The following is a 17,018-nucleotide window of genomic DNA, read 5'->3' as shown; positions in this document are numbered from 1 at the left end:
TTTTGAACCCGCCGGTGATGGGTCCCCGCCTTCGCGGGGACACGGCATCTTATTTGCTCCCCACCCGAATCCGCCCGTCGTGCCCTCGCGCGGCGAACCCCTGCACCTGTCCGAAAGCCTCTCCCCATGCCGATGCTCGACGCCAATACGACCGCCCAGCTCAAAACCTATCTCGGCAACCTCCGCCGTCCGATCGAGCTCGTCGCGAGCCTCGACGCCTCGCCCAAGGCGGCCGAGATGCGCAGCCTTGTCGAAGAGGTCGCGGCGCAGTCGGATCTCGTCACCGCGCGTTTCGACGGTGATGACGCGCGCCGTCCGTCCTTCGCAATCCGCGCCGATGAAGGCCGCGCCGAAGCGGTGTTCGCCGGCCTGCCGATGGGGCATGAATTCACCTCGCTGATCCTTGCGCTGCTCCACGTCGGCGGCCACCCGCCGAAGGAAGAGGCCGAACTGCTCGACGCGGTGCGCGGACTGGAACGCGATTTCGTCTTCGAAACCTTCTTTTCGCTGTCGTGTCAGAATTGCCCCGACGTCGTGCAGGCGCTCAACATCATGGCGGCGCTCAATCCGAACATTCGCCACACCGCAATCGACGGTGCGCTGTTTCAGGACGAGGTCGAGCGGCGTCAGGTGATGGCGGTGCCCGCGGTATTCCTGAACGGCGAACCCTTCGGCCAGGGCCGCATGGATCTCGCGCAGATCGTCGCGAAGCTCGACACCGGCGCAGTCGCCCGCGCGGCCGAAAAGATCGCCGCGAAGGAGCCCTTCGACGTGCTCGTCGTCGGCGGCGGGCCCGGCGGCGCTGCGGCCGCCATCTATGCCGCGCGCAAAGGCATCCGCACCGGCATCGTCGCCGAACGCTTCGGCGGGCAAGTGCTCGACACGCTGGGGATCGAGAATTTCGTCTCGGTCCAGCACACCGAAGGCCCGAAGCTCGCGGCGCAATTGGAAGCGCATGTGAAGGATTATGATGTCGACGTCATGAACGTGCAAGAAGCCGCCGAGCTTATCCCGGGCGGGGCGCACGGCCTGCACGAAGTGAAGCTGAAAAGCGGCGCGAGCGTCAAGGGCAAGACCGTCATCCTGTCGACTGGCGCGCGCTGGCGCCAGATGGGCGTCCCCGGCGAGGCCGAATATCGCAACAAGGGTGTGGCCTATTGCCCGCACTGCGACGGTCCCCTGTTCAAGGGCAAGCGCGTCGCGGTGATCGGCGGCGGCAATTCGGGCGTCGAGGCGGCGATCGACCTCGCGGGGCTCGTCGCACATGTGACCCTGATCGAATTCGACGCGCAGCTACGCGCCGACGCGGTGCTCCAGACCAAATTGCGCAGCCTGCCCAACGTCACGGTCATCACCTCGGCGCTCACCACCGAGGTGCTCGGCAATGGCGAAAAGGTCGTCGGCCTGCGCTATCGCGACCGCAATCGCGACGAAGAGCATCTGGTCGAGCTCGAGGGCATTTTCGTCCAGATCGGTCTGATCCCGAACACCGAATGGCTCGGCAATGCCGTGGCGCTCAGCGACCGCGGCGAGATCGAGGTCGATGCGCGCGGCGCGACCAGCCAGCCCGGCATCTTCGCCGCGGGTGACGTAACGACGGTGCCCTACAAGCAGATCGTCATTGCGATGGGTGAGGGGTCGAAGGCGTCGCTGTCGGCCTTCGATCATTTGATCCGTTCGGGCGCCTGACGCCGCGCTCGCGGTCCATCAGCTCTCCGGCCAGACGTCGGTGTCATGGTCGGGGTGCTGATGGTTGCTCGCCTTGATCGCACCGACATAGGCCGCCATCGTTTCCTCGGTCGTACCCTCGGCGGGGATCGTAAGCGATTCGAACACCGCTAACCGCGCTTCCACCCCGAACTGCACGCGCGGCGGGAATTGCGAGGGATCGTCGAACGACCCGGTGGTCAGGTTGATGTGCCCGCTTTCGGCATAATCGTAGAGCAGCGGCGTTCCGCAGTCGCGACAGAAACCGCGCGCCGCTTTGTCCGAACTGTTGAAGGTTGCAGGGCTGCCGCGCGTCCATGTGATCGCATCGCGCGGCACGCCGATTAGCGCGATGAAGAAATTGCCCGCCGCCTTCTGGCACATACGGCAATGGCAGATGTGCGAGCTGTCGCGCACCGCGGTGACATGATAGCGCACCGCGCCGCACTGGCATCCGCCCGATGCCTCGGTTTCGATCCTGTCCATGGCCGCTGGGTAACAGCGGCGGCGCGGCCTCGCAACCGCGCCGCCGCGCGTCATTACGCGCCGTAGCGCTCGATCACCTCGGCCAGCGGCACATGCCCAAGACAGAGGCCGCTGCCGGCCACGCTTTCGCCGCTTTCCAGCGCGGTAGCGTAGACCACCGCCGGATCGGCCTCCAGCCGCGCGCGCAGCGCTGCGAGCTTCGGCCAGCGGGTGGGCGCAGCGACCTCATGAAAATCGAGCCAGCGCGCGATGCCGACGAACAGCGCATCGGCCAGCGTCGGGCGATCGCCGACCAGATAGGGGCCGTCGCCGACCATTGCTTCCAGCTTGTCGTGGCGTTCGATCACCGCTTCCTTGCCAAATTCGCGCAAGGATGCCTGAAGCGCCGGACGCGGCGGGTCCATTTCGAGCGCGACCCACAGGGGACTGAACGCGCCGGTGAAGCCGGTGTTGATGAACGCCATGATCTGCCACATCCGGTCGGCGTCGGGCGACAGCGGATCGGGGCTGATCCGCCGTTCATCGTCGCGCACCGCCAGCCAGCTGGCGATCGCCATCGTTTCGGTCAGCGCGCGGCCCTGATCGGTAATCAGCGCGGGCGTCTCGTGCCGCGCGTTGATGCGGGCATAGGCGGGCTCGCGCATTTCGCCGAGCATGTCGACGCGGCACAGGCGATAGGGTTTGCCCAGCCACTCGAGCGCGGCGACAAGCCCCATGGAACTTCCCAGCGGGAAGCCATAGATAAGGATCGGTTCCAAGATATTGCTCCATCGTCTTGTAAAAGAGGGGGGAGCTGCGCAGCGATTTCGGATATAGGGCGCTCGTCGCTCGCGTAAATAACGCACCTTTTTGTTACCATGGGGACGATGATGAAAGAGCTGGTTTCGCGCTGTCCGATCGAGGAGGTGATGCAGGTGCTGAGCGGGCGCTGGCCCAGCTTGCTGATCTATTATCTCAGCGACGGGACCAAGCGGTTCAGCGACCTGCAACGCGACAATCCGACGATTTCGCACAAGATGCTGACGCTCGAACTGCGCAAGCTCGAGGACGCCGGGATCGTCCAGCGCACCGAGTTCGACGGCTATCCACGGCGCGTCGAATATGACCTGACCCCCGCGGGGCTGCGCCTCGTCCCGCTGATCGACGCGCTCGGCGACTGGTGGGAGGAGGTCAGCGGAGGGTCAGATGCTTCGGTGGATCGCGCGGCGGGCAAGATACAAATGATATGAAGCAACATTGCCATCTGGCCGGACGGGCGAAAGCCGCGCATAGCGGCCACGAGGGAACGAGGGAAAATTTCGAAAATGCTGGATAGTCTGCCGCAGATATTGCTGCGCCATCGCCGCGCCGTCGGTCTTTCAGCCATCTTGATTGCGGTTTTAACCTGGACGGTCGACCTGACCGACCTCGTCTATGAATGCCCCTATTGCCGCAGTCAGCGCACTGTTATCGGTCTGCTTGGGCTGTTGCTGATGCTCCCCAATCCGGCGCATTGGCTGGCGCGCTATCTATCGGCGGTCCTTGCAGTTTTCGGACTTTCGGTCGCGGCCGCCCAGCATTTTCGCGGCTGGGCGCGCATCATGGGCGGCGAGTTCGAATGGGGCGAACAATGGTATGTCAATGCGTGGATGCTGTCGGGCTTTGCCCTGTTCATCATCGTCGGCCTGCTGCTCCTGATCTGGATCTGGCGGCCCGGTGAGGCTGCGGCCCCCTGACCCGTCAGGCCGTCACTCCCACTCGATCGTCCCCGGCGGTTTCGAGGTATAGTCGTACACAACGCGGTTGATGCCCTGCACCTCGTTGATGATGCGCGTTGCGCAGCGGCTCAGGAAACTGGCGTCGAAGGGATAGATGTCGGCGGTCATGCCGTCGGTCGAGGTCACGGCGCGCAGCGCGCAGACATGGTCGTAGGTGCGCCCGTCGCCCATCACGCCGACGGTCTTGACGGGCAGCAGCACCGCAAACGCCTGCCAGATCGCGTCATACAGCCCGGCATTGCGGATTTCTTCGAGATATACGGCGTCGGCCTTGCGCAAGATGTCGCAGCGCTCTTTGCTGACTTCGCCGGGGATGCGGATCGCGAGGCCGGGGCCGGGGAAGGGGTGGCGGCCGACGAAAATGTCGGGCAGGCCGAGCTCCTTGCCGAGCAGGCGGACCTCGTCCTTGAACAGCTCGCGCAGCGGCTCGACCAGCTTCATATTCATGCGTTCGGGCAGGCCGCCGACATTGTGGTGGCTCTTGATCGTCACGCTCGGCCCGCCGGTGAACGATACGCTCTCGATCACGTCGGGATAGAGCGTGCCCTGCGCGAGGAAGTCGGCGCCGCCGATCTTCTTCGCTTCTTCCTCGAACACGTTGATGAATTCGGCGCCAATGAATTTGCGCTTCTTCTCGGGGTCGGTGACGCCTGCAAGACCCGCCATGAAGCGCTCCTCGGCATCCACGACGACCAGCGGGATATTATAATGGTCGCGGAACAGCCGTTCGACCTGTTCGCGCTCGTTCATGCGCAAGAGGCCGTGGTCGACGAAGACGCAGGTCAGCTGCTCGCCGATCGCTTCGTGGATCAGCACCGCGGCGACCGCGCTGTCGACCCCGCCCGACAGGCCGCAGAGCACGCGCTGGTCACCGACCTGCGCCCGGATTTCGGCGATTTTCGTGGCGCGGAATTCGGCCATCGTCCAGTCGCCGCTGCACCCGCAGACGTGGCGGACAAAATTGGCGATCAGCTTCGCGCCGTCGGGGGTGTGGACGACTTCGGGGTGGAATTGCGTACCATAATAGCGGCGCTCGTCATTCGCGATGACCGCGAAGGGCGCGCCGTCGCTTACCGCAACGATGCGAAAGCCGGGGGCGAATTGGGTGACGCGGTCGCCGTGGCTCATCCACACCTGATGGCGCTCGCCGACCTCCCACAGTCCGTCGAACAGCACGCAAGGCTCGGTGACGGTCAGGAAGGCGCGGCCGAATTCGCCGTCGCGTTCGCCGTCGATGCCGCCGGGTTCGACCTGCCCGCCGAGCTGCTGGCTCATCACCTGCTGACCGTAACAGATGCCGAGCACGGGCAGGCCGCTGTCGAACACCGACTGCGGCGCGCGCGGGCTGCCGTCGGCGGGGACCGATGCGGGCGAGCCCGACAGGATCACCCCCTTGGGCTGCATCCGCTCCAGCGCGGCTTCGGCGGCGCTGAACGGGACGATTTCGCTATACACCCCCGCCTCGCGGACGCGGCGGGCGATGAGCTGGGTGACTTGCGATCCGAAGTCGATGATCAGGATCGATTCAGGGGCGGGGGAAGAGTTGGGAGTCGGCATGGCTGGCCGATAAGGAAGCCGGGCCATGCTGTCCAGCGGTCGATATGCGCCGCCCGTCGAACAGGCATCGCCCCGACACATTGTTGCGACAATTGCGACATAACTGAACGCCGAACAAAGAGCGGCGTCAGCGGGTGTTAAGCCCCCGCCGTGCAAATGAAAAACCAAGACAGAAAAGAAACAAGGCTTTCCCCCATGAATAACGTCCGTCTTTCGATTTCCGCGCGCGCTGCCTTGTTGGCGGCCGGCGCCTCGTTCGCGCTGCCCGCCGCCGCGCAGGCGCCGGTCGGCCCGCCGGTCGCCGCCGCGGTGGCCGACCAGCCCGCCGATCAGGCCCCCGCGGCAGCGGAAACGGTCGACGACGCCTATGACGATTATGCCGAGGACGAGATCGTCGTCACCGCGCCGCGCCTCGCGGGCCAGCTCGATACCGACATCAAGGCCGAGGCCGAACTCGATGAAGCCGCGATCGCCAGCTACGGCGTGTCGAACGTCGCCGAACTGCTCGAGGCGCTGGCGCCGCAGACGCGCTCGGGGCGCGGCCGCGGCAGCGGGCGGCCGATCATCCTCGTCAACGGGCGGCGCATCGGCGGTTTCGGCGAAGTCCGCAACCTGCCCCCCGAAGCGATCGCCAAGGTCGAGGTGTTTCCGGAGGAAGTCGCGCTGCAATATGGCTATTCGGCCGACGAGCGCGTCGTCAACCTGGTGCTCAAGCCCAATTTCCGACAGGTTTCGGTCGAGGCCGAGGGCGGCATCCCGACGCAGGGCGGCCGGTTCCAGAGCGAAATCGAGCCCAGTTTTCTGGCAATCACCGATAGCGGCCGGATCAACATCAACACTGGGTGGGAACATAAGTCGATGCTGCTCGAAAGCGAGCGGAACCTCGTTTATGACGATCCAGCGCAGGCGGCCGAGGCGCCGGCGCGCAGCCTGTCGTCGGCATCGGACGAATATCGGATCGACGCGACGGTCCAGCGCAGTCTGAACAAAGTGACCGATGCGTCGCTCAACGTGCGTTTCGACCAGACCGACACGCGCTCGCTGCTCGGGCCGGGGCTCGGCGGCGTCGGCGATCCGCTCGAACGCGACAGCCGGGCGCGCAATCTCACGTCGACCGCCAGCGTCAACGGCATGCTTGGCGACTGGCGCTGGTCGGTGTCGGGCAATTATGCCGATGCCGACCAACGGACCTTCACCGACCGCATAAGCGGCGCCCGCGACCGGTTCGACAGCAGCCAGCAGACGTTCGGCGGCAACGCGAACCTGTCGGGGACGGTGACCGAGGGCTGGGCGGGTCCGATCCGCCTGTCGCTAACGGGCAGCTATTCGGGCCTGCGGTTCGACAGCCGCTCGGAAAATGCGAATGGCGTCACGACGACCGACCTCGCGCGCGACCTGCCCGGCGTCTTCGGATCGCTCACCGTGCCGCTGCTCGACCCCGAATATGAGGTCGGCAAAGTGGGTCGCGTCTCGTTGACGCTGAGCGGGCAGGTGCAGAACCCGAGCGATTTCGATGCGCTCAAAAGCTGGGGCGCGAACGTCAACTGGGGCGTGACGGACAATCTCTCGCTGATCGCGAGTTTCAACCAGGATGAGGCGGCGCCCGGCATCCAGCAACTCGGCGCGGCGCCGCTGGTGACGCCCGCGGTGACCTATTATGATTTTGCGACCGGCCAGACGGTGCAGATCACGACGACGACGGGGGGCAACCCCTTCCTGCTCGCCGAACAGCGCCGCGACATCAAACTGGGACTTAATTGGTCGCCACCGATGGTCGAGGGGCTCAATTTCTCGGTCAACTACAATCGCAACAAAAGCTATGACACGGCGAACAGCCTGCCATTGCTGACCCCCGAGATCGAGGCGGCTTTCCCCGACCGGGTGACGCGCGATGCCAATGGCGTCTTGCTGGCGATCGACCAACGGCCGGTCAATTTCGACCGCGCCGAAAATTCGCAGATCCGCTGGGGCCTCAATTTCGGCAAGAGCTTCGGCCAGCAGGAACAGCGCCGGCCGGCCGGCGCGCCGGGCGGCGAAGGGGCACGGCAAGGCGGCCGCGAGGGCGGCGGCGGTCCGCGGATGGGCGGGCGCCGCGGTCCCGGTGGCCGGTTCGGCGGTCCGCAAGGCGGGCGCTGGCAGGTATCGCTCTATCACACGATCAAGCTGACCGACACGGTGCTGATCCGCCCAGGCGTTCCCGAACTCGATCTTTTGAACGGGTCGGCGACGGGCAGCGGCGGCGGTAGCAACCGTCACCTGTTCGAACTCGACGGCGGCCTGTTTAACAAGGGCGTGGGCGTGCGGCTCAGCGCCAAATATGACAGCGGCAGCACGGTGACGGGCGGGACCGCGGGCGACCTGAAATTCGGCGACCTCGCGACCTTCAACCTGCGCTTTTTCGTCGATTTCAACCAGAAACCGAAACTGACCGAAGATTTGCCGTTCCTCAAGGGATCGCGCCTGCGGCTTTCGATCGACAATGTCTTCGATGCGCAGCGCAAGATCACCGATGCGAATGGCGTCGTACCGCTCAACTACCAGCCCGGATATATCGATCCGCTCGGCCGCTATATCGAGCTGGAGTGGCGTAAGACCTTCTAGGCCGCGACGCCCGCGATGCCGGCCTTGGCATCGGGGGCGGGTTCGGCGGGAACGAAGGTCAGCGCTTTCACGAACTGCGCGGTGCAGCTCGACCAGCTGTAGCGCGCCCCGAGTGCCGCCGCATCGGCGCGGTCGCACGCCAAGGCCGCGTCGATCGCCCGGCCGAGGTCCTCGTCGAGCGCGCCGGCACCGCCCGTCACGATATCGCCCGGTCCCGGCACCGGATAGGCGGCGACCGGCGTACCGCAGCTCAGTGCCTCGATGACGACAAGGCCGAATGTATCGGTACGGCTCGGAAAGACGAAAACGTCGGCGCCCGCATAGGCTGCGGCAAGCGTTTCGCCGCCAAGCTTGCCAAGGAAGACCGTGGCGGGATGGCGGGCCTGCAACTCGGCGAGCGCGGGCCCGTCGCCGACGACCACTTTCGTGCCCGGCCGCTCGCAGTCGAGGAAGGCGCCGATGTTCTTTTCGACCGCCACGCGGCCGACGTAGAGCTGGATCGGTCGCGCAAGGCTCGCATAGGCGGGGTGCGGCGCGCGATCGGGGCGGAACAGGTCATGGTCGACGCCGCGTTCCCACATCATCGTCTGGGTCAGGTCCTGATCGGCGAGTTCGCGCGCGAGGCTGCGCGTCGCGACCATGATGTGCCGCGCCGGGCGGTGAAACCAGCGGATGAAGCGCCACACGAAAGCGGGGGAAACCGGGAACCGCGCCGCGACATATTCGGGAAAGCGCGTGTGATAGGCGGTGGTGAACGGGAATTTGTTGCGAATGCACCAGCGCCGCGCGGCCATGCCGAGCGGCCCCTCGGTCGAGATATGGATCGCCTGCGGAGCAAAGGCGCGGATACGCCTCCCCACCGCGCGCCGGCCGGCAAAGGCGAGGCGGATTTCGGGGTAGGAGGGGCAGGGGATAGAGCGGAAGAGGTCGGGCGAGATCACCCCAACCTCATGCCCCGCCGCCTTGAGTTCGCCGATCGTCGCCTGGAGCGTGCGAACGACGCCGTTGACCTGCGGCTCCCACGCGTCGGTGACGATCAGAACCCTCATGCCGCGGCCGGGAGCGCGAGCTTGGCCGGTGCCGCTCGGGCCGCGACCTCCTCGGCCCAATGGAGGATTTCCATGCGTCCGTCATGATGTTCGACCAGCGCGGTGCAGCCTTCGACCCAGTCGCCGTCGTTATAATATTCGGTGCCCTCGATCTCGCGCATCTCGGCGCTGTGAATATGGCCGCACACCACGCCGTCGACTCCGCGCGAGCGCGCGGCGTGGGCGACGACTTCCTCGTAACGCCCAATAAACTGGACCGCGTTCTTGACCTTGTGCTTGGCGACCATCGACAGCGACCAATAGGGCAGGCCGAAGGCGCTGCGGATGCGGTTCACCACCACATTGCACTTCATCAGCGCGGTGTAGGCGGCGTCGCCGACGAAGGCGAGCCAGCGGTGCGCGAGCATCACCGCGTCGAATTCGTCGCCATGGACGACGAGCAATTTGCGGCCATCGGCGGTTTCGTGGATCGCTTCGCGGCGGATCTCGACGCCGCCGAAATCGAAGCCGTCGAACGGCTTGACCATCTCGTCATGATTGCCGGGGACATAGACAACGCGCGTGCCGCGCTTCGCGCGCTTCAGCACGCGCCAGACGACATCATTATGCTCGGGCGGCCAGAAGTGGCGCTTCTTCAAACGCCAGCCGTCGATGATGTCGCCGACAAGATAGAGCGTCTCGCAATCGACATGATCGAAGAAATCAATCAGCAGCGGCGCGTTGCAGCCGCGCGTGCCGAGGTGGATGTCGCTGACCCACACGGCGCGGTAATTGCGGCGTTCGCCGATCACACGCTCGGGAATATGCGGATCGGTCGTGAAGGGGTCGGGAAAACGGGCGGGGATCGGCAGGGTGGAAATCGATGCCATGTCGCACTCCGAAAGCAGCCTCTAGCTGCTCCCGGCGTAGACACGCGAAATGTTACAGCGTGCGACTCAAACTGACGACAATTTGAAGAAAGTTCGAAGTCGGTTCGGTGACGTTGCCTATTTGACACATATCCGATTAACCATGATCCAATCAGGTTCGCCGGATCACCAAATTCCTGATTTCGCTCATATCTTCCATCGCGAAGCGCACACCCTCGCGCCCAAGGCCGCTGTCCTTCACCCCGCCATAGGGCATATTGTCGACGCGGTAGGAGGAGACGTCGTTGACGACGATGCCGCCGACGTCGAGATGGTCCCACGCCTCCAGCACCTTGTGGATATCGCGGGTGAAAATGCCCGCCTGCAGTCCGAACTTGCTGTCGTTGACCTCCGCGAGCGCTTCTTCCCAGGCTGAGAATTTCGACAGGACGACGACGGGGCCGAAAGCTTCCTCGATCACGACATCGGTATCGCGCGGGACATTTTCGAGCAACGCCGCCTCGAGCATGTTGCCATCGCAGCCGCCACCCGCGAGCAGTGTCGCGCCCGCGGCAACCGCATCGTCGATCCAGCCCTTGAGTCGCTGCGCTTCCTTGACCGAGATCATCGGGCCGATGAAGGTGTCGCGCAGCTTCGGATCGCCCGATTTCAGCGTCTTGACCTTCGCAGTGAGCATGTCGCGAAACCGGTCGTAGATATCTGCATGGACGATCGCGCGCTGGACGTGGATGCAGCTTTGCCCCGACTGATAATAGCCGCCGAAGATGATCCGCGCGAGCGCATGGTCCAAGTCGGCATCCTTGTCGACGATCACCGCGGCGTTGCCGCCGAGTTCGAGCACGACCTTCTTCTTGCCCGCCTTCGCCTTCAGCTCCCAGCCAACGCCGGGCGAGCCGGTGAAGCTCAATAATTTCAGTCGTTCGTCGGTCGTGAACAGATCGGCGCCCGCGCGGCTCGCCGGCAATATGCTGAACGCGCCTTCGGGCAGGATATCGCATTCGGCGAGCACCTCGCCCATGATGATCGCGCCGAGCGGCGTCAGCGACGCGGGCTTCATCACGAAGGGACAGCCCATCGCGATCGCCGGCGCGATCTTGTGCGCGGCGAGGTTGAGCGGGAAGTTGAACGGCGAGATGAAGCTGCACGGCCCGATCGGCACGCGCTTCCACATCCCCATATAGCCCTTGGCGCGCGCCGAAATGTCGAGCGGCTGGACCTCTCCATAATTGCGCGTCGCTTCTTCGGCGGCGATGCGGAACGTGTCGATCAGGCGCGTGACCTCGCCTTCAGAATCCGCGATCGGCTTGCCCGCCTCGACGCACAAAGCATAGGCGAGTTCGTCGAAACGCTCCTGGAACCGCGTCACGCAATGGGAGAGCACGTCGCGCTTCTCGTAGCTCGCGAGCCGCGCCATCGGCTCGGCGGCACGGACGGCGCCCGCGATCGCTTCGTCGATGACGTCGGGGGTCGCCAGCGCGGTGCGGAACGCGACCTCGCCGGTGAACTTGTCGATCACCTCGAGGTCGGTGTTCGGCTGCACCGCCTTGTTGTTGAGGTAGAGCGGATAGACGTCCTTGAGTTTCATATCATTCTCCCCCCTCCCGCTTGCGGGAGGGGTTGGGGGTGTGCACAGGCGGTGGGGTTGCCTACCCCGCTGCGACTAGCGAGCAAGCTCACCAGCGTCGCTGCCCCTCCCGCAGGCGGGAGGGAAACCGAAATCAAAGCTCCTTCGACAATTTCTTGATGTCGATGTTCAAAATCTGGTCATTCTCCGAATAATCGACCGGACAGTCGATCAAATGCACCCCCGGCGTATCGCGCGTATGCGCGAGCAACTCCTTAAGGTGCGCGGCGCTTTCGACGCGATATCCGTTGGCGCCGTAGCTTTCAGCATATTTGACGAAATCGGGGTTACCATAGGTCAGACCCCAATCCTTGAACCCCATATTCGCCTGCTTCCAGCGGATCATGCCATAGCTGTTGTCGTTAAGGATGAGCAGGGTGAGGTTGAGGCCGAGGCGCACCGCGGTCTCCATTTCCTGGCTGTTCATCATGAAGCCGCCGTCGCCGCAGATCGCCATGACCTTGCGGTTCGGATACAGCATCGCCGACATCATCGCGCTGGGCAGGCCCGCGCCCATCGTCGCGAGCGCATTGTCGAGCAGCACCGTGTTCGGCTTGCACGCGGTATAGCCGCGCGCGAACCAGATCTTGTAGACGCCATTGTCGAGGCAGATGATGCCGTCGTCGGGCATCGCATCCCGGACCGATTGCACCAGATGCGGCGGGAAGATCGGAAAACGCTCGTCCTTCGCGAGCGGCGCCGAATGGTCGACCTCGGCCTGGCGGTAGGCGAGCAGGTGATCGAATTTCCAACCGCCGTTGGGGACGATATCCTCCTTCATCTGCCACACGGCGTTGGCGATGTCGCCGATCACTTCGATATCGGGGAAATAGACGGGATCGACCTCGGCGGTCTTGGTCGACACATGAATGACGGTAGGGCCGCCGCGCTGCATGAAGAAGGGCGGCTTTTCGATCACGTCATGGCCGAGGTTGACGATGCAGTCCGACGCCTCGACGGCGCGGTGGACGAAGTCGCCCGCGCTCAGCGCGGCGCAGCCGAGGAATTTCGGGTGCCGCTCGTCGATCACCCCCTTGCCGAGCTGCGTCGTCAGGAAGGGAATGCCCGTTTTTTCGATGAATTGCAGCAGCATGCGGCTGGTCATCGTGCGGTTCGCGCCCGCCCCGATGACGAGAACCGGCGAGGTCGCATTTTCGAGCGCCTTAACCGCTTCGCGGATCGATTTGCTGTCGGCGTTGGGGCGCCGCGAATGGCTGCGTTTCAGTGGCAGGCTGTCGGTATGTTCGTCGGCAATGTCCTCAGGCAGCTCGATATGCACCGCGCCGGGCTTTTCCTCCTCGGCGAGGCGAAAGGCCTCGCGCACGCGGCTCGGGATATTGTCCGACGAGGCCATCTGATGGGTGAATTTGGTAATGGGGCCCATCATCGCGACGACGTCGAGGATCTGGAAACGCCCCTGCTTCGACTTCTTGATCGGCTTTTGCCCAGTGATCATCATCATCGGCATACCGCCCAATTGCGCATAGGCGGCAGCGGTGACGAAATTGGTCGCGCCGGGGCCCAGCGTCGCGAGGCACACGCCGGTCTTGCCCGTATGCCGGCCATAGGTCGCGGCCATGAAGCCCGCCCCCTGTTCGTGGCGCGTCAGGATGAGCTTGATCTTGCTCGACCGCGAAAGGCTGTCGAGGAAATCGAGATTTTCCTCCCCTGGAACGCCGAAAATATATTCGACGCCCTCTTCCTCAAGACATTCGATGAACAGGTCGGATGCTTTTTTCATGTGACAGTCGCCCCCCTCAGCCACGCACCCCAGCGGTGCGGCCCCAAGCCATGCTGGCGACCCACAGCATGAATGACGGTGCACCGGCGCTCGTCGTCAGGCCGCGAGTCCCTGCTGCTCCATGGGCAGTTTGTAACGAGGGGGGAGGGGGTTGTCACGGGGGGCATCGCTTGGATTTTCGCGCTTCCGTCAATTCGGCGTATCCGGCAGCGAAATCCGCTTGCCAATCCCGCAAAGCGCGATACCTCCCGTCATGGGGAGGTCGCGACATGGGGGTGTTGCTGCATATCATGCGCCGGGCCGCGATGGCATTGGCGGCATTGGGGGGCATGGTTTGCACGCCATTTGTCCAAGCGCAGCAAGCCGAAGCGCCCGCGGCGGTCCTTGTCGTCGATCCCGCAGCGCCCACCGTCGATCCGCCGCCGTCGGCCATGGCCGTCTCGCCAGCTCCGCAACTCGATCATCTTCCCGCCGGGACGATCATCGAAATCCGCATCGACGAGCCGGTGAATTCAAAAACGCACGAGACGGGCGACTGGTACGGGATTTCGCTCGCGCGCCCGATCATGCTCGGCGACACGGTCCTGATCCCTGCGGGGACGCCGGGGCGCGGTCAGGTCGTGCATGCGGCCAAGTCGAGCTGGGGCGGCAAGGCGGGCGAGTTGATCCTCGGCGCGCGCTACCTCGAATTCGAAGGCCGGCAGATAGCCCTACGTGGCATGAAGCTGGGCGGCGTAGGCGGCCATAACGAGGGGCTGGCCTTTGCCACCTCGGTCGCCGGCGGGGTCGTCGCAATGCCGTTGGTTTTTGCGATTAACGGCAAGAATGCCGACATCCCGGTTGGCACGCTGGCAACCGCCAAACTGGCGGCGGAGTTGCGTCCCCCAGTCATTGCCGTGGCACCTGCGGACGCATCCACCCCCGCCATCGAAGCGCCGCCTGTCGCCGGTCCCGACCCGCAGGTCGGCACCGCGCCCGGCGCGACTTCCGAAGTTATCAAAAGCGTACCGACCAAAGAGGAGGATATATGAAGAAGTTTGTTGCGAACGCCGCGCTGGCAGTCATCCTGGCCGGGAGCATCGGCCTGTCAGCCACCGCGATCGCCAAGGAAAAGGAAGAGAAATCCGAAAAGGGTGTGGCAAAGATTGTCCCCGCCCCGCCCGAGGGCATGGGCCAGGTCGTCTTTTTCCGTCCCGGCGGTATGGGTTTCGCGCTCGGCTGCGGCGTCAACGAAAATGGCGAGCGCATCAGCGCGCTGGGGGCCGGTAAATATTTCGTCCACCCGACCACGCCGGGATCGCACAGCTATACGGTCAAGAGCGAGGCGACCGACCTGCTGACGCTCGAGGTCGAACCGGGCGAAACCACTTATGTGAAGTGCAAGATCAAGATGGGTATCATGGTCGGCCGCCCGAACATCGCGCCGTCGACGCAGGAGGAATTCGACAAGCTGAGCCCCAAGCTCGAATATGTGGACGCCGACGACATCGGTCCGAAAAAGGAAAAATAGCCGGCGAGGCGCCGCGCGCCCGCCCGAATGGGCTTGGGCGCCTCGACCATTTCGGGTGGGGGCTTTAGCTCACCAGCCGTGCGGCTTTCGGAGAACGATTTTTTGGAAGGAATTCGAAGCATCGTCGGGTGAACGAATGCGCATCTATCTGGAACGAATGCATCAATTGTCGCGTGAGCTAATCGGCGAGTTAGCTGGCGTCTGACGTCCGGCGTGACCGTACTCGACATTCAATCGATGTCGAACAGTCCCGCGAGCTGTTCGACCATCGTGCCGCCCAATTGCTCGGCATCCATGATCGTCACGGCGCGGCTGTAGTATCGCGTCACGTCGTGGCCGATGCCGATCGCGCAGAGCTCGACAGGCGAGCGATTCTCGATCCATTCGATGACCTGGCGCAGATGCTGGTCGAGATAGGCGCCGTGGTTGACCGACAGCGTGCTGTCGTCGACCGGCGCGCCGTCGCTGATCACCATTAGGATGCGGCGTTCCTCGGGGCGGTTGATGATCCGCTGGTGCGCCCACATCAGCGCTTCGCCGTCGATATTCTCCTTGAGCAGCCCCTCGCGCATCATCAGCCCGAGCGACTTGCGCGCGCCGCGATAGGGTTCGTCGGCGGGCTTGTAGATGATGTGGCGGAGGTCGTTGAGGCGGCCGGGGTGCGGTGGGCGTCCGGCGGCGAGCCAGTCCTCACGGCTCTGCCCACCCTTCCACGTCCGCGTGGTGAAGCCGAGGATCTCGGTCTTCACGCCGCAGCGTTCGAGTGTGCGCGCGAGGATGTCGGCGCTGATCGCGGCGATGCTGATCGGCCGCCCGCGCATCGATCCCGAATTGTCGATCAGCAGGGTGACGACGGTATCGCGGAAGTCGGTGTCGCGTTCTACCTTGTACGACAGTGAACTGCCGGGCGAGACGATGACGCGCGCAAGTCGTGCGGCGTCGAGCTGGCCTTCTTCCTGATCGAAATCCCACGCGCGGTTCTGCTGCGCCATCAACCGCCGCTGGAGGCGGTTCGCGAGCTTGGTCACCGCGCCCTGCAGATGGGTCATCTGCTGGTCGAGATAGGCGCGCAGCCGCGTCAGTTCGTCGGCATCGCACAGTTCGGTCGCGGCGATGATCTCGTCATGCTTTTCGGTGAAGCGGAGATAGTTGAAATCGGGAATGTCGCTCGGCAGGCGGTTGGGACGCACGGGCAGCATGCCCTCGTCGCCTTCGCCGCCCATTTCGGGTTCGCCGTCGGCTTCCATTTCCTGCGCGTCGGGGTCGCTGTCACCGTCGTCGGCCTGGTCGCCCGCCATTTCGGCGCGCGCATCGACTTGGGCTTCGCCGGCGCCGCCGTCTTCGCTTTCCTGCTCTTCCTGGCTCTCGTCGGCTTCGCTCTCGTCCTGTTCGCCGCCGTCCTCGCTGCCTTCTTCGAGCGGCTCGTCGCTCTGGATGAGGTCGAGGTGGCGGAGCGCGAGCTTGGCGGTCTCGGCGAAGGCGGCCTGATCGTCGAGCAGCATCGACAATGCGGTGAGGTCGCCGCCCGCCTCCCTGCTGATCCATTCGCGCACCAGCGAAAGCCCGGTTTCGGTGCCCTGCGGCGCCTGTTCGCCGGTCAGCGCCTCGCGCAACATCAGTTCGAGCGCGCTCGACATCGGGACATCGGCCCGATCCTGCGCGCGGCTGATCGGGTCCGAGCGCATCCGCATCGCCAAGCTGGCCGCCAGATTGCCGCGCATCCCGTCCATATGACGCGCGCCCAGCGCCTCGATGCGCGCGCGCTCCATCGCGTCGAACGCGGCGGCGGCGAGCGGCTCGGCGGGGCGCGCCGCGGCGTGCAGTTTTTCGCTGTGATGCTTCATGCGCAGCGTATAGCTGTCCGCAAATCCGCGCGCTTCGGCGACCTGATCGGCGGGCAGAGTGCGCGACGGGGTCGGCACCTTGATCGCCTTGCCGACCTGCGCCGGGGCATCGGCGGTAAAGCCAACCTCGACCTCGGCATCGCGGGTCACCGCGCGCGCGACGCTCGACAGCGCAGTCTTGAAATCGTCGAGGGGAGATTGGGCAGACATTTCGACTCGGCTCTAACCAGCTTTGATGCGGGAAGGAAGAGAAGAGCGGGGCTTATTGCAATC

14 protein-coding genes are annotated in these 17,018 nt (G+C 64.6%); 6 read left to right on the top strand and 8 right to left on the bottom strand.

From position 1 onward, the window contains the following. The first annotated feature begins 132 nt into the window (after positions 1–132). Complete coding sequence (ahpF, locus tag ATE71_RS17580) at positions 133–1,689, top strand: alkyl hydroperoxide reductase subunit F (RefSeq protein ID WP_058804657.1); 1,557 nt, start codon at positions 133–135, stop codon at positions 1,687–1,689. 18 nt (positions 1,690–1,707) lie between these two features. Here the strand turns inward: ahpF and ATE71_RS17575 are convergent, their stop codons facing one another. Together ATE71_RS17575 and ATE71_RS17570 are read right to left on the bottom strand one after the other, a co-directional pair. After that, on the bottom strand, positions 1,708–2,193 hold the full coding sequence (locus ATE71_RS17575; RefSeq protein WP_058804641.1) for a GFA family protein: 486 nt from the start codon (positions 2,191–2,193) through the stop codon (positions 1,708–1,710). Positions 2,194–2,246: 53 nt separating this feature from the next. Next, complete coding sequence (locus ATE71_RS17570; RefSeq protein ID WP_058804640.1) at positions 2,247–2,951, bottom strand: glutathione S-transferase family protein; 705 nt, start codon at positions 2,949–2,951, stop codon at positions 2,247–2,249. Between the two features lie 108 nt (positions 2,952–3,059). Here ATE71_RS17570 and ATE71_RS17565 point away from each other — a divergent pair, with 108 nt between their 5' ends. After that, positions 3,060–3,422, top strand: coding sequence for a winged helix-turn-helix transcriptional regulator (locus tag ATE71_RS17565; RefSeq protein WP_235588064.1), 363 nt, complete (start codon positions 3,060–3,062; stop codon positions 3,420–3,422). Positions 3,423–3,497: 75 nt separating this feature from the next. Continuing rightward, positions 3,498–3,908 carry a hypothetical protein gene (locus ATE71_RS17560; protein WP_058804639.1) on the top strand — a complete coding sequence of 137 codons (411 nt, stop codon included), beginning with the start codon at positions 3,498–3,500 and terminating at the stop codon, positions 3,906–3,908. 12 nt (positions 3,909–3,920) lie between these two features. Here ATE71_RS17560 and guaA read toward each other — a convergent pair whose 3' ends face one another. Continuing rightward, positions 3,921–5,507: a glutamine-hydrolyzing GMP synthase gene (gene guaA, locus ATE71_RS17555; protein ID WP_058804638.1), complete on the bottom strand. Its 1,587-nt coding sequence runs from the start codon at positions 5,505–5,507 to the stop codon at positions 3,921–3,923. 195 nt (positions 5,508–5,702) lie between these two features. Between guaA and ATE71_RS17550 the strand changes: the two genes are divergently transcribed. Then, the gene (locus ATE71_RS17550; RefSeq protein WP_058804637.1) at positions 5,703–8,108 is read left to right on the top strand and encodes a TonB-dependent receptor plug domain-containing protein; all 2,406 of its coding nucleotides are present in this window, start codon (positions 5,703–5,705) and stop codon (positions 8,106–8,108) included. On the opposite strand, the gene ATE71_RS17545 is transcribed toward ATE71_RS17550, so the two are convergent. The 4 genes from ATE71_RS17545 to ATE71_RS17530 form a co-directional block, all read right to left on the bottom strand. Next, positions 8,105–9,157 (bottom strand): glycosyltransferase family 4 protein, encoded by a 1,053-nt coding sequence (locus ATE71_RS17545; protein WP_058804636.1) that lies wholly within the window; start codon positions 9,155–9,157, stop codon positions 8,105–8,107. The genes ATE71_RS17550 and ATE71_RS17545 overlap by 4 nt on opposite strands. Next, positions 9,154–10,026, bottom strand: a complete 873-nt coding sequence (locus tag ATE71_RS17540; protein WP_058804635.1) for a UDP-2,3-diacylglucosamine diphosphatase — start codon at positions 10,024–10,026, stop codon at positions 9,154–9,156. The genes ATE71_RS17545 and ATE71_RS17540 overlap by 4 nt, the downstream gene beginning before the upstream one ends. A 151-nt stretch (positions 10,027–10,177) precedes the next feature. Next, positions 10,178–11,611: an aldehyde dehydrogenase family protein gene (locus tag ATE71_RS17535; protein ID WP_058804634.1), complete on the bottom strand. Its 1,434-nt coding sequence runs from the start codon at positions 11,609–11,611 to the stop codon at positions 10,178–10,180. A 133-nt stretch (positions 11,612–11,744) separates the two neighbouring features. Further along, positions 11,745–13,391 carry an acetolactate synthase large subunit gene (locus ATE71_RS17530; protein ID WP_152998826.1) on the bottom strand — a complete coding sequence of 549 codons (1,647 nt, stop codon included), beginning with the start codon at positions 13,389–13,391 and terminating at the stop codon, positions 11,745–11,747. A gap of 269 nt (positions 13,392–13,660) precedes the next feature. Here ATE71_RS17530 and ATE71_RS17525 point away from each other — a divergent pair, with 269 nt between their 5' ends. Together ATE71_RS17525 and ATE71_RS17520 are read left to right on the top strand one after the other, a co-directional pair. Further along, entirely contained in the window at positions 13,661–14,422 is a 762-nt protein-coding gene (locus tag ATE71_RS17525; RefSeq protein WP_152998825.1) for a hypothetical protein, read from the top strand. Continuing rightward, positions 14,419–14,901, top strand: coding sequence for a DUF2846 domain-containing protein (locus tag ATE71_RS17520; RefSeq protein WP_058804631.1), 483 nt, complete (start codon positions 14,419–14,421; stop codon positions 14,899–14,901). Before ATE71_RS17525 ends, ATE71_RS17520 begins: the two co-directional genes overlap by 4 nt. A gap of 230 nt (positions 14,902–15,131) precedes the next feature. Here ATE71_RS17520 and cobT read toward each other — a convergent pair whose 3' ends face one another. Further along, positions 15,132–16,955 (bottom strand): cobaltochelatase subunit CobT, encoded by a 1,824-nt coding sequence (gene cobT, locus ATE71_RS17515; protein ID WP_058804630.1) that lies wholly within the window; start codon positions 16,953–16,955, stop codon positions 15,132–15,134. Positions 16,956–17,018: the final 63 nt, after the last annotated feature.

This window comes from Sphingopyxis sp. H115 (assembly GCF_001468465.1).
GTDB lineage: Bacteria > Pseudomonadota > Alphaproteobacteria > Sphingomonadales > Sphingomonadaceae > Sphingopyxis.
The sequence above is the reverse complement of the archived record's forward strand: the minus strand, read 5'-3'. Positions and strand labels throughout refer to the sequence as shown.

Coding starts and splice junctions, on each gene's coding strand:
- guaA (WP_058804638.1), bottom strand. CDS start 5,507: ATGCCGACTCCCAACTCTTCCCCCGCCCCTGAATCGATCCTGATCATC.
- ATE71_RS17545 (WP_058804636.1), bottom strand. CDS start 9,157: ATGAGGGTTCTGATCGTCACCGACGCGTGGGAGCCGCAGGTCAACGGC.
- ATE71_RS17560 (WP_058804639.1), top strand. CDS start 3,498: ATGCTGGATAGTCTGCCGCAGATATTGCTGCGCCATCGCCGCGCCGTC.
- ATE71_RS17540 (WP_058804635.1), bottom strand. CDS start 10,026: ATGGCATCGATTTCCACCCTGCCGATCCCCGCCCGTTTTCCCGACCCC.
- ATE71_RS17550 (WP_058804637.1), top strand. CDS start 5,703: ATGAATAACGTCCGTCTTTCGATTTCCGCGCGCGCTGCCTTGTTGGCG.
- ATE71_RS17520 (WP_058804631.1), top strand. CDS start 14,419: ATGAAGAAGTTTGTTGCGAACGCCGCGCTGGCAGTCATCCTGGCCGGG.
- ATE71_RS17530 (WP_152998826.1), bottom strand. CDS start 13,391: ATGAAAAAAGCATCCGACCTGTTCATCGAATGTCTTGAGGAAGAGGGC.
- cobT (WP_058804630.1), bottom strand. CDS start 16,955: ATGTCTGCCCAATCTCCCCTCGACGATTTCAAGACTGCGCTGTCGAGC.
- ATE71_RS17575 (WP_058804641.1), bottom strand. CDS start 2,193: ATGGACAGGATCGAAACCGAGGCATCGGGCGGATGCCAGTGCGGCGCG.
- ahpF (WP_058804657.1), top strand. CDS start 133: ATGCTCGACGCCAATACGACCGCCCAGCTCAAAACCTATCTCGGCAAC.
- ATE71_RS17525 (WP_152998825.1), top strand. CDS start 13,661: ATGGGGGTGTTGCTGCATATCATGCGCCGGGCCGCGATGGCATTGGCG.
- ATE71_RS17535 (WP_058804634.1), bottom strand. CDS start 11,611: ATGAAACTCAAGGACGTCTATCCGCTCTACCTCAACAACAAGGCGGTG.
- ATE71_RS17565 (WP_235588064.1), top strand. CDS start 3,060: ATGATGAAAGAGCTGGTTTCGCGCTGTCCGATCGAGGAGGTGATGCAG.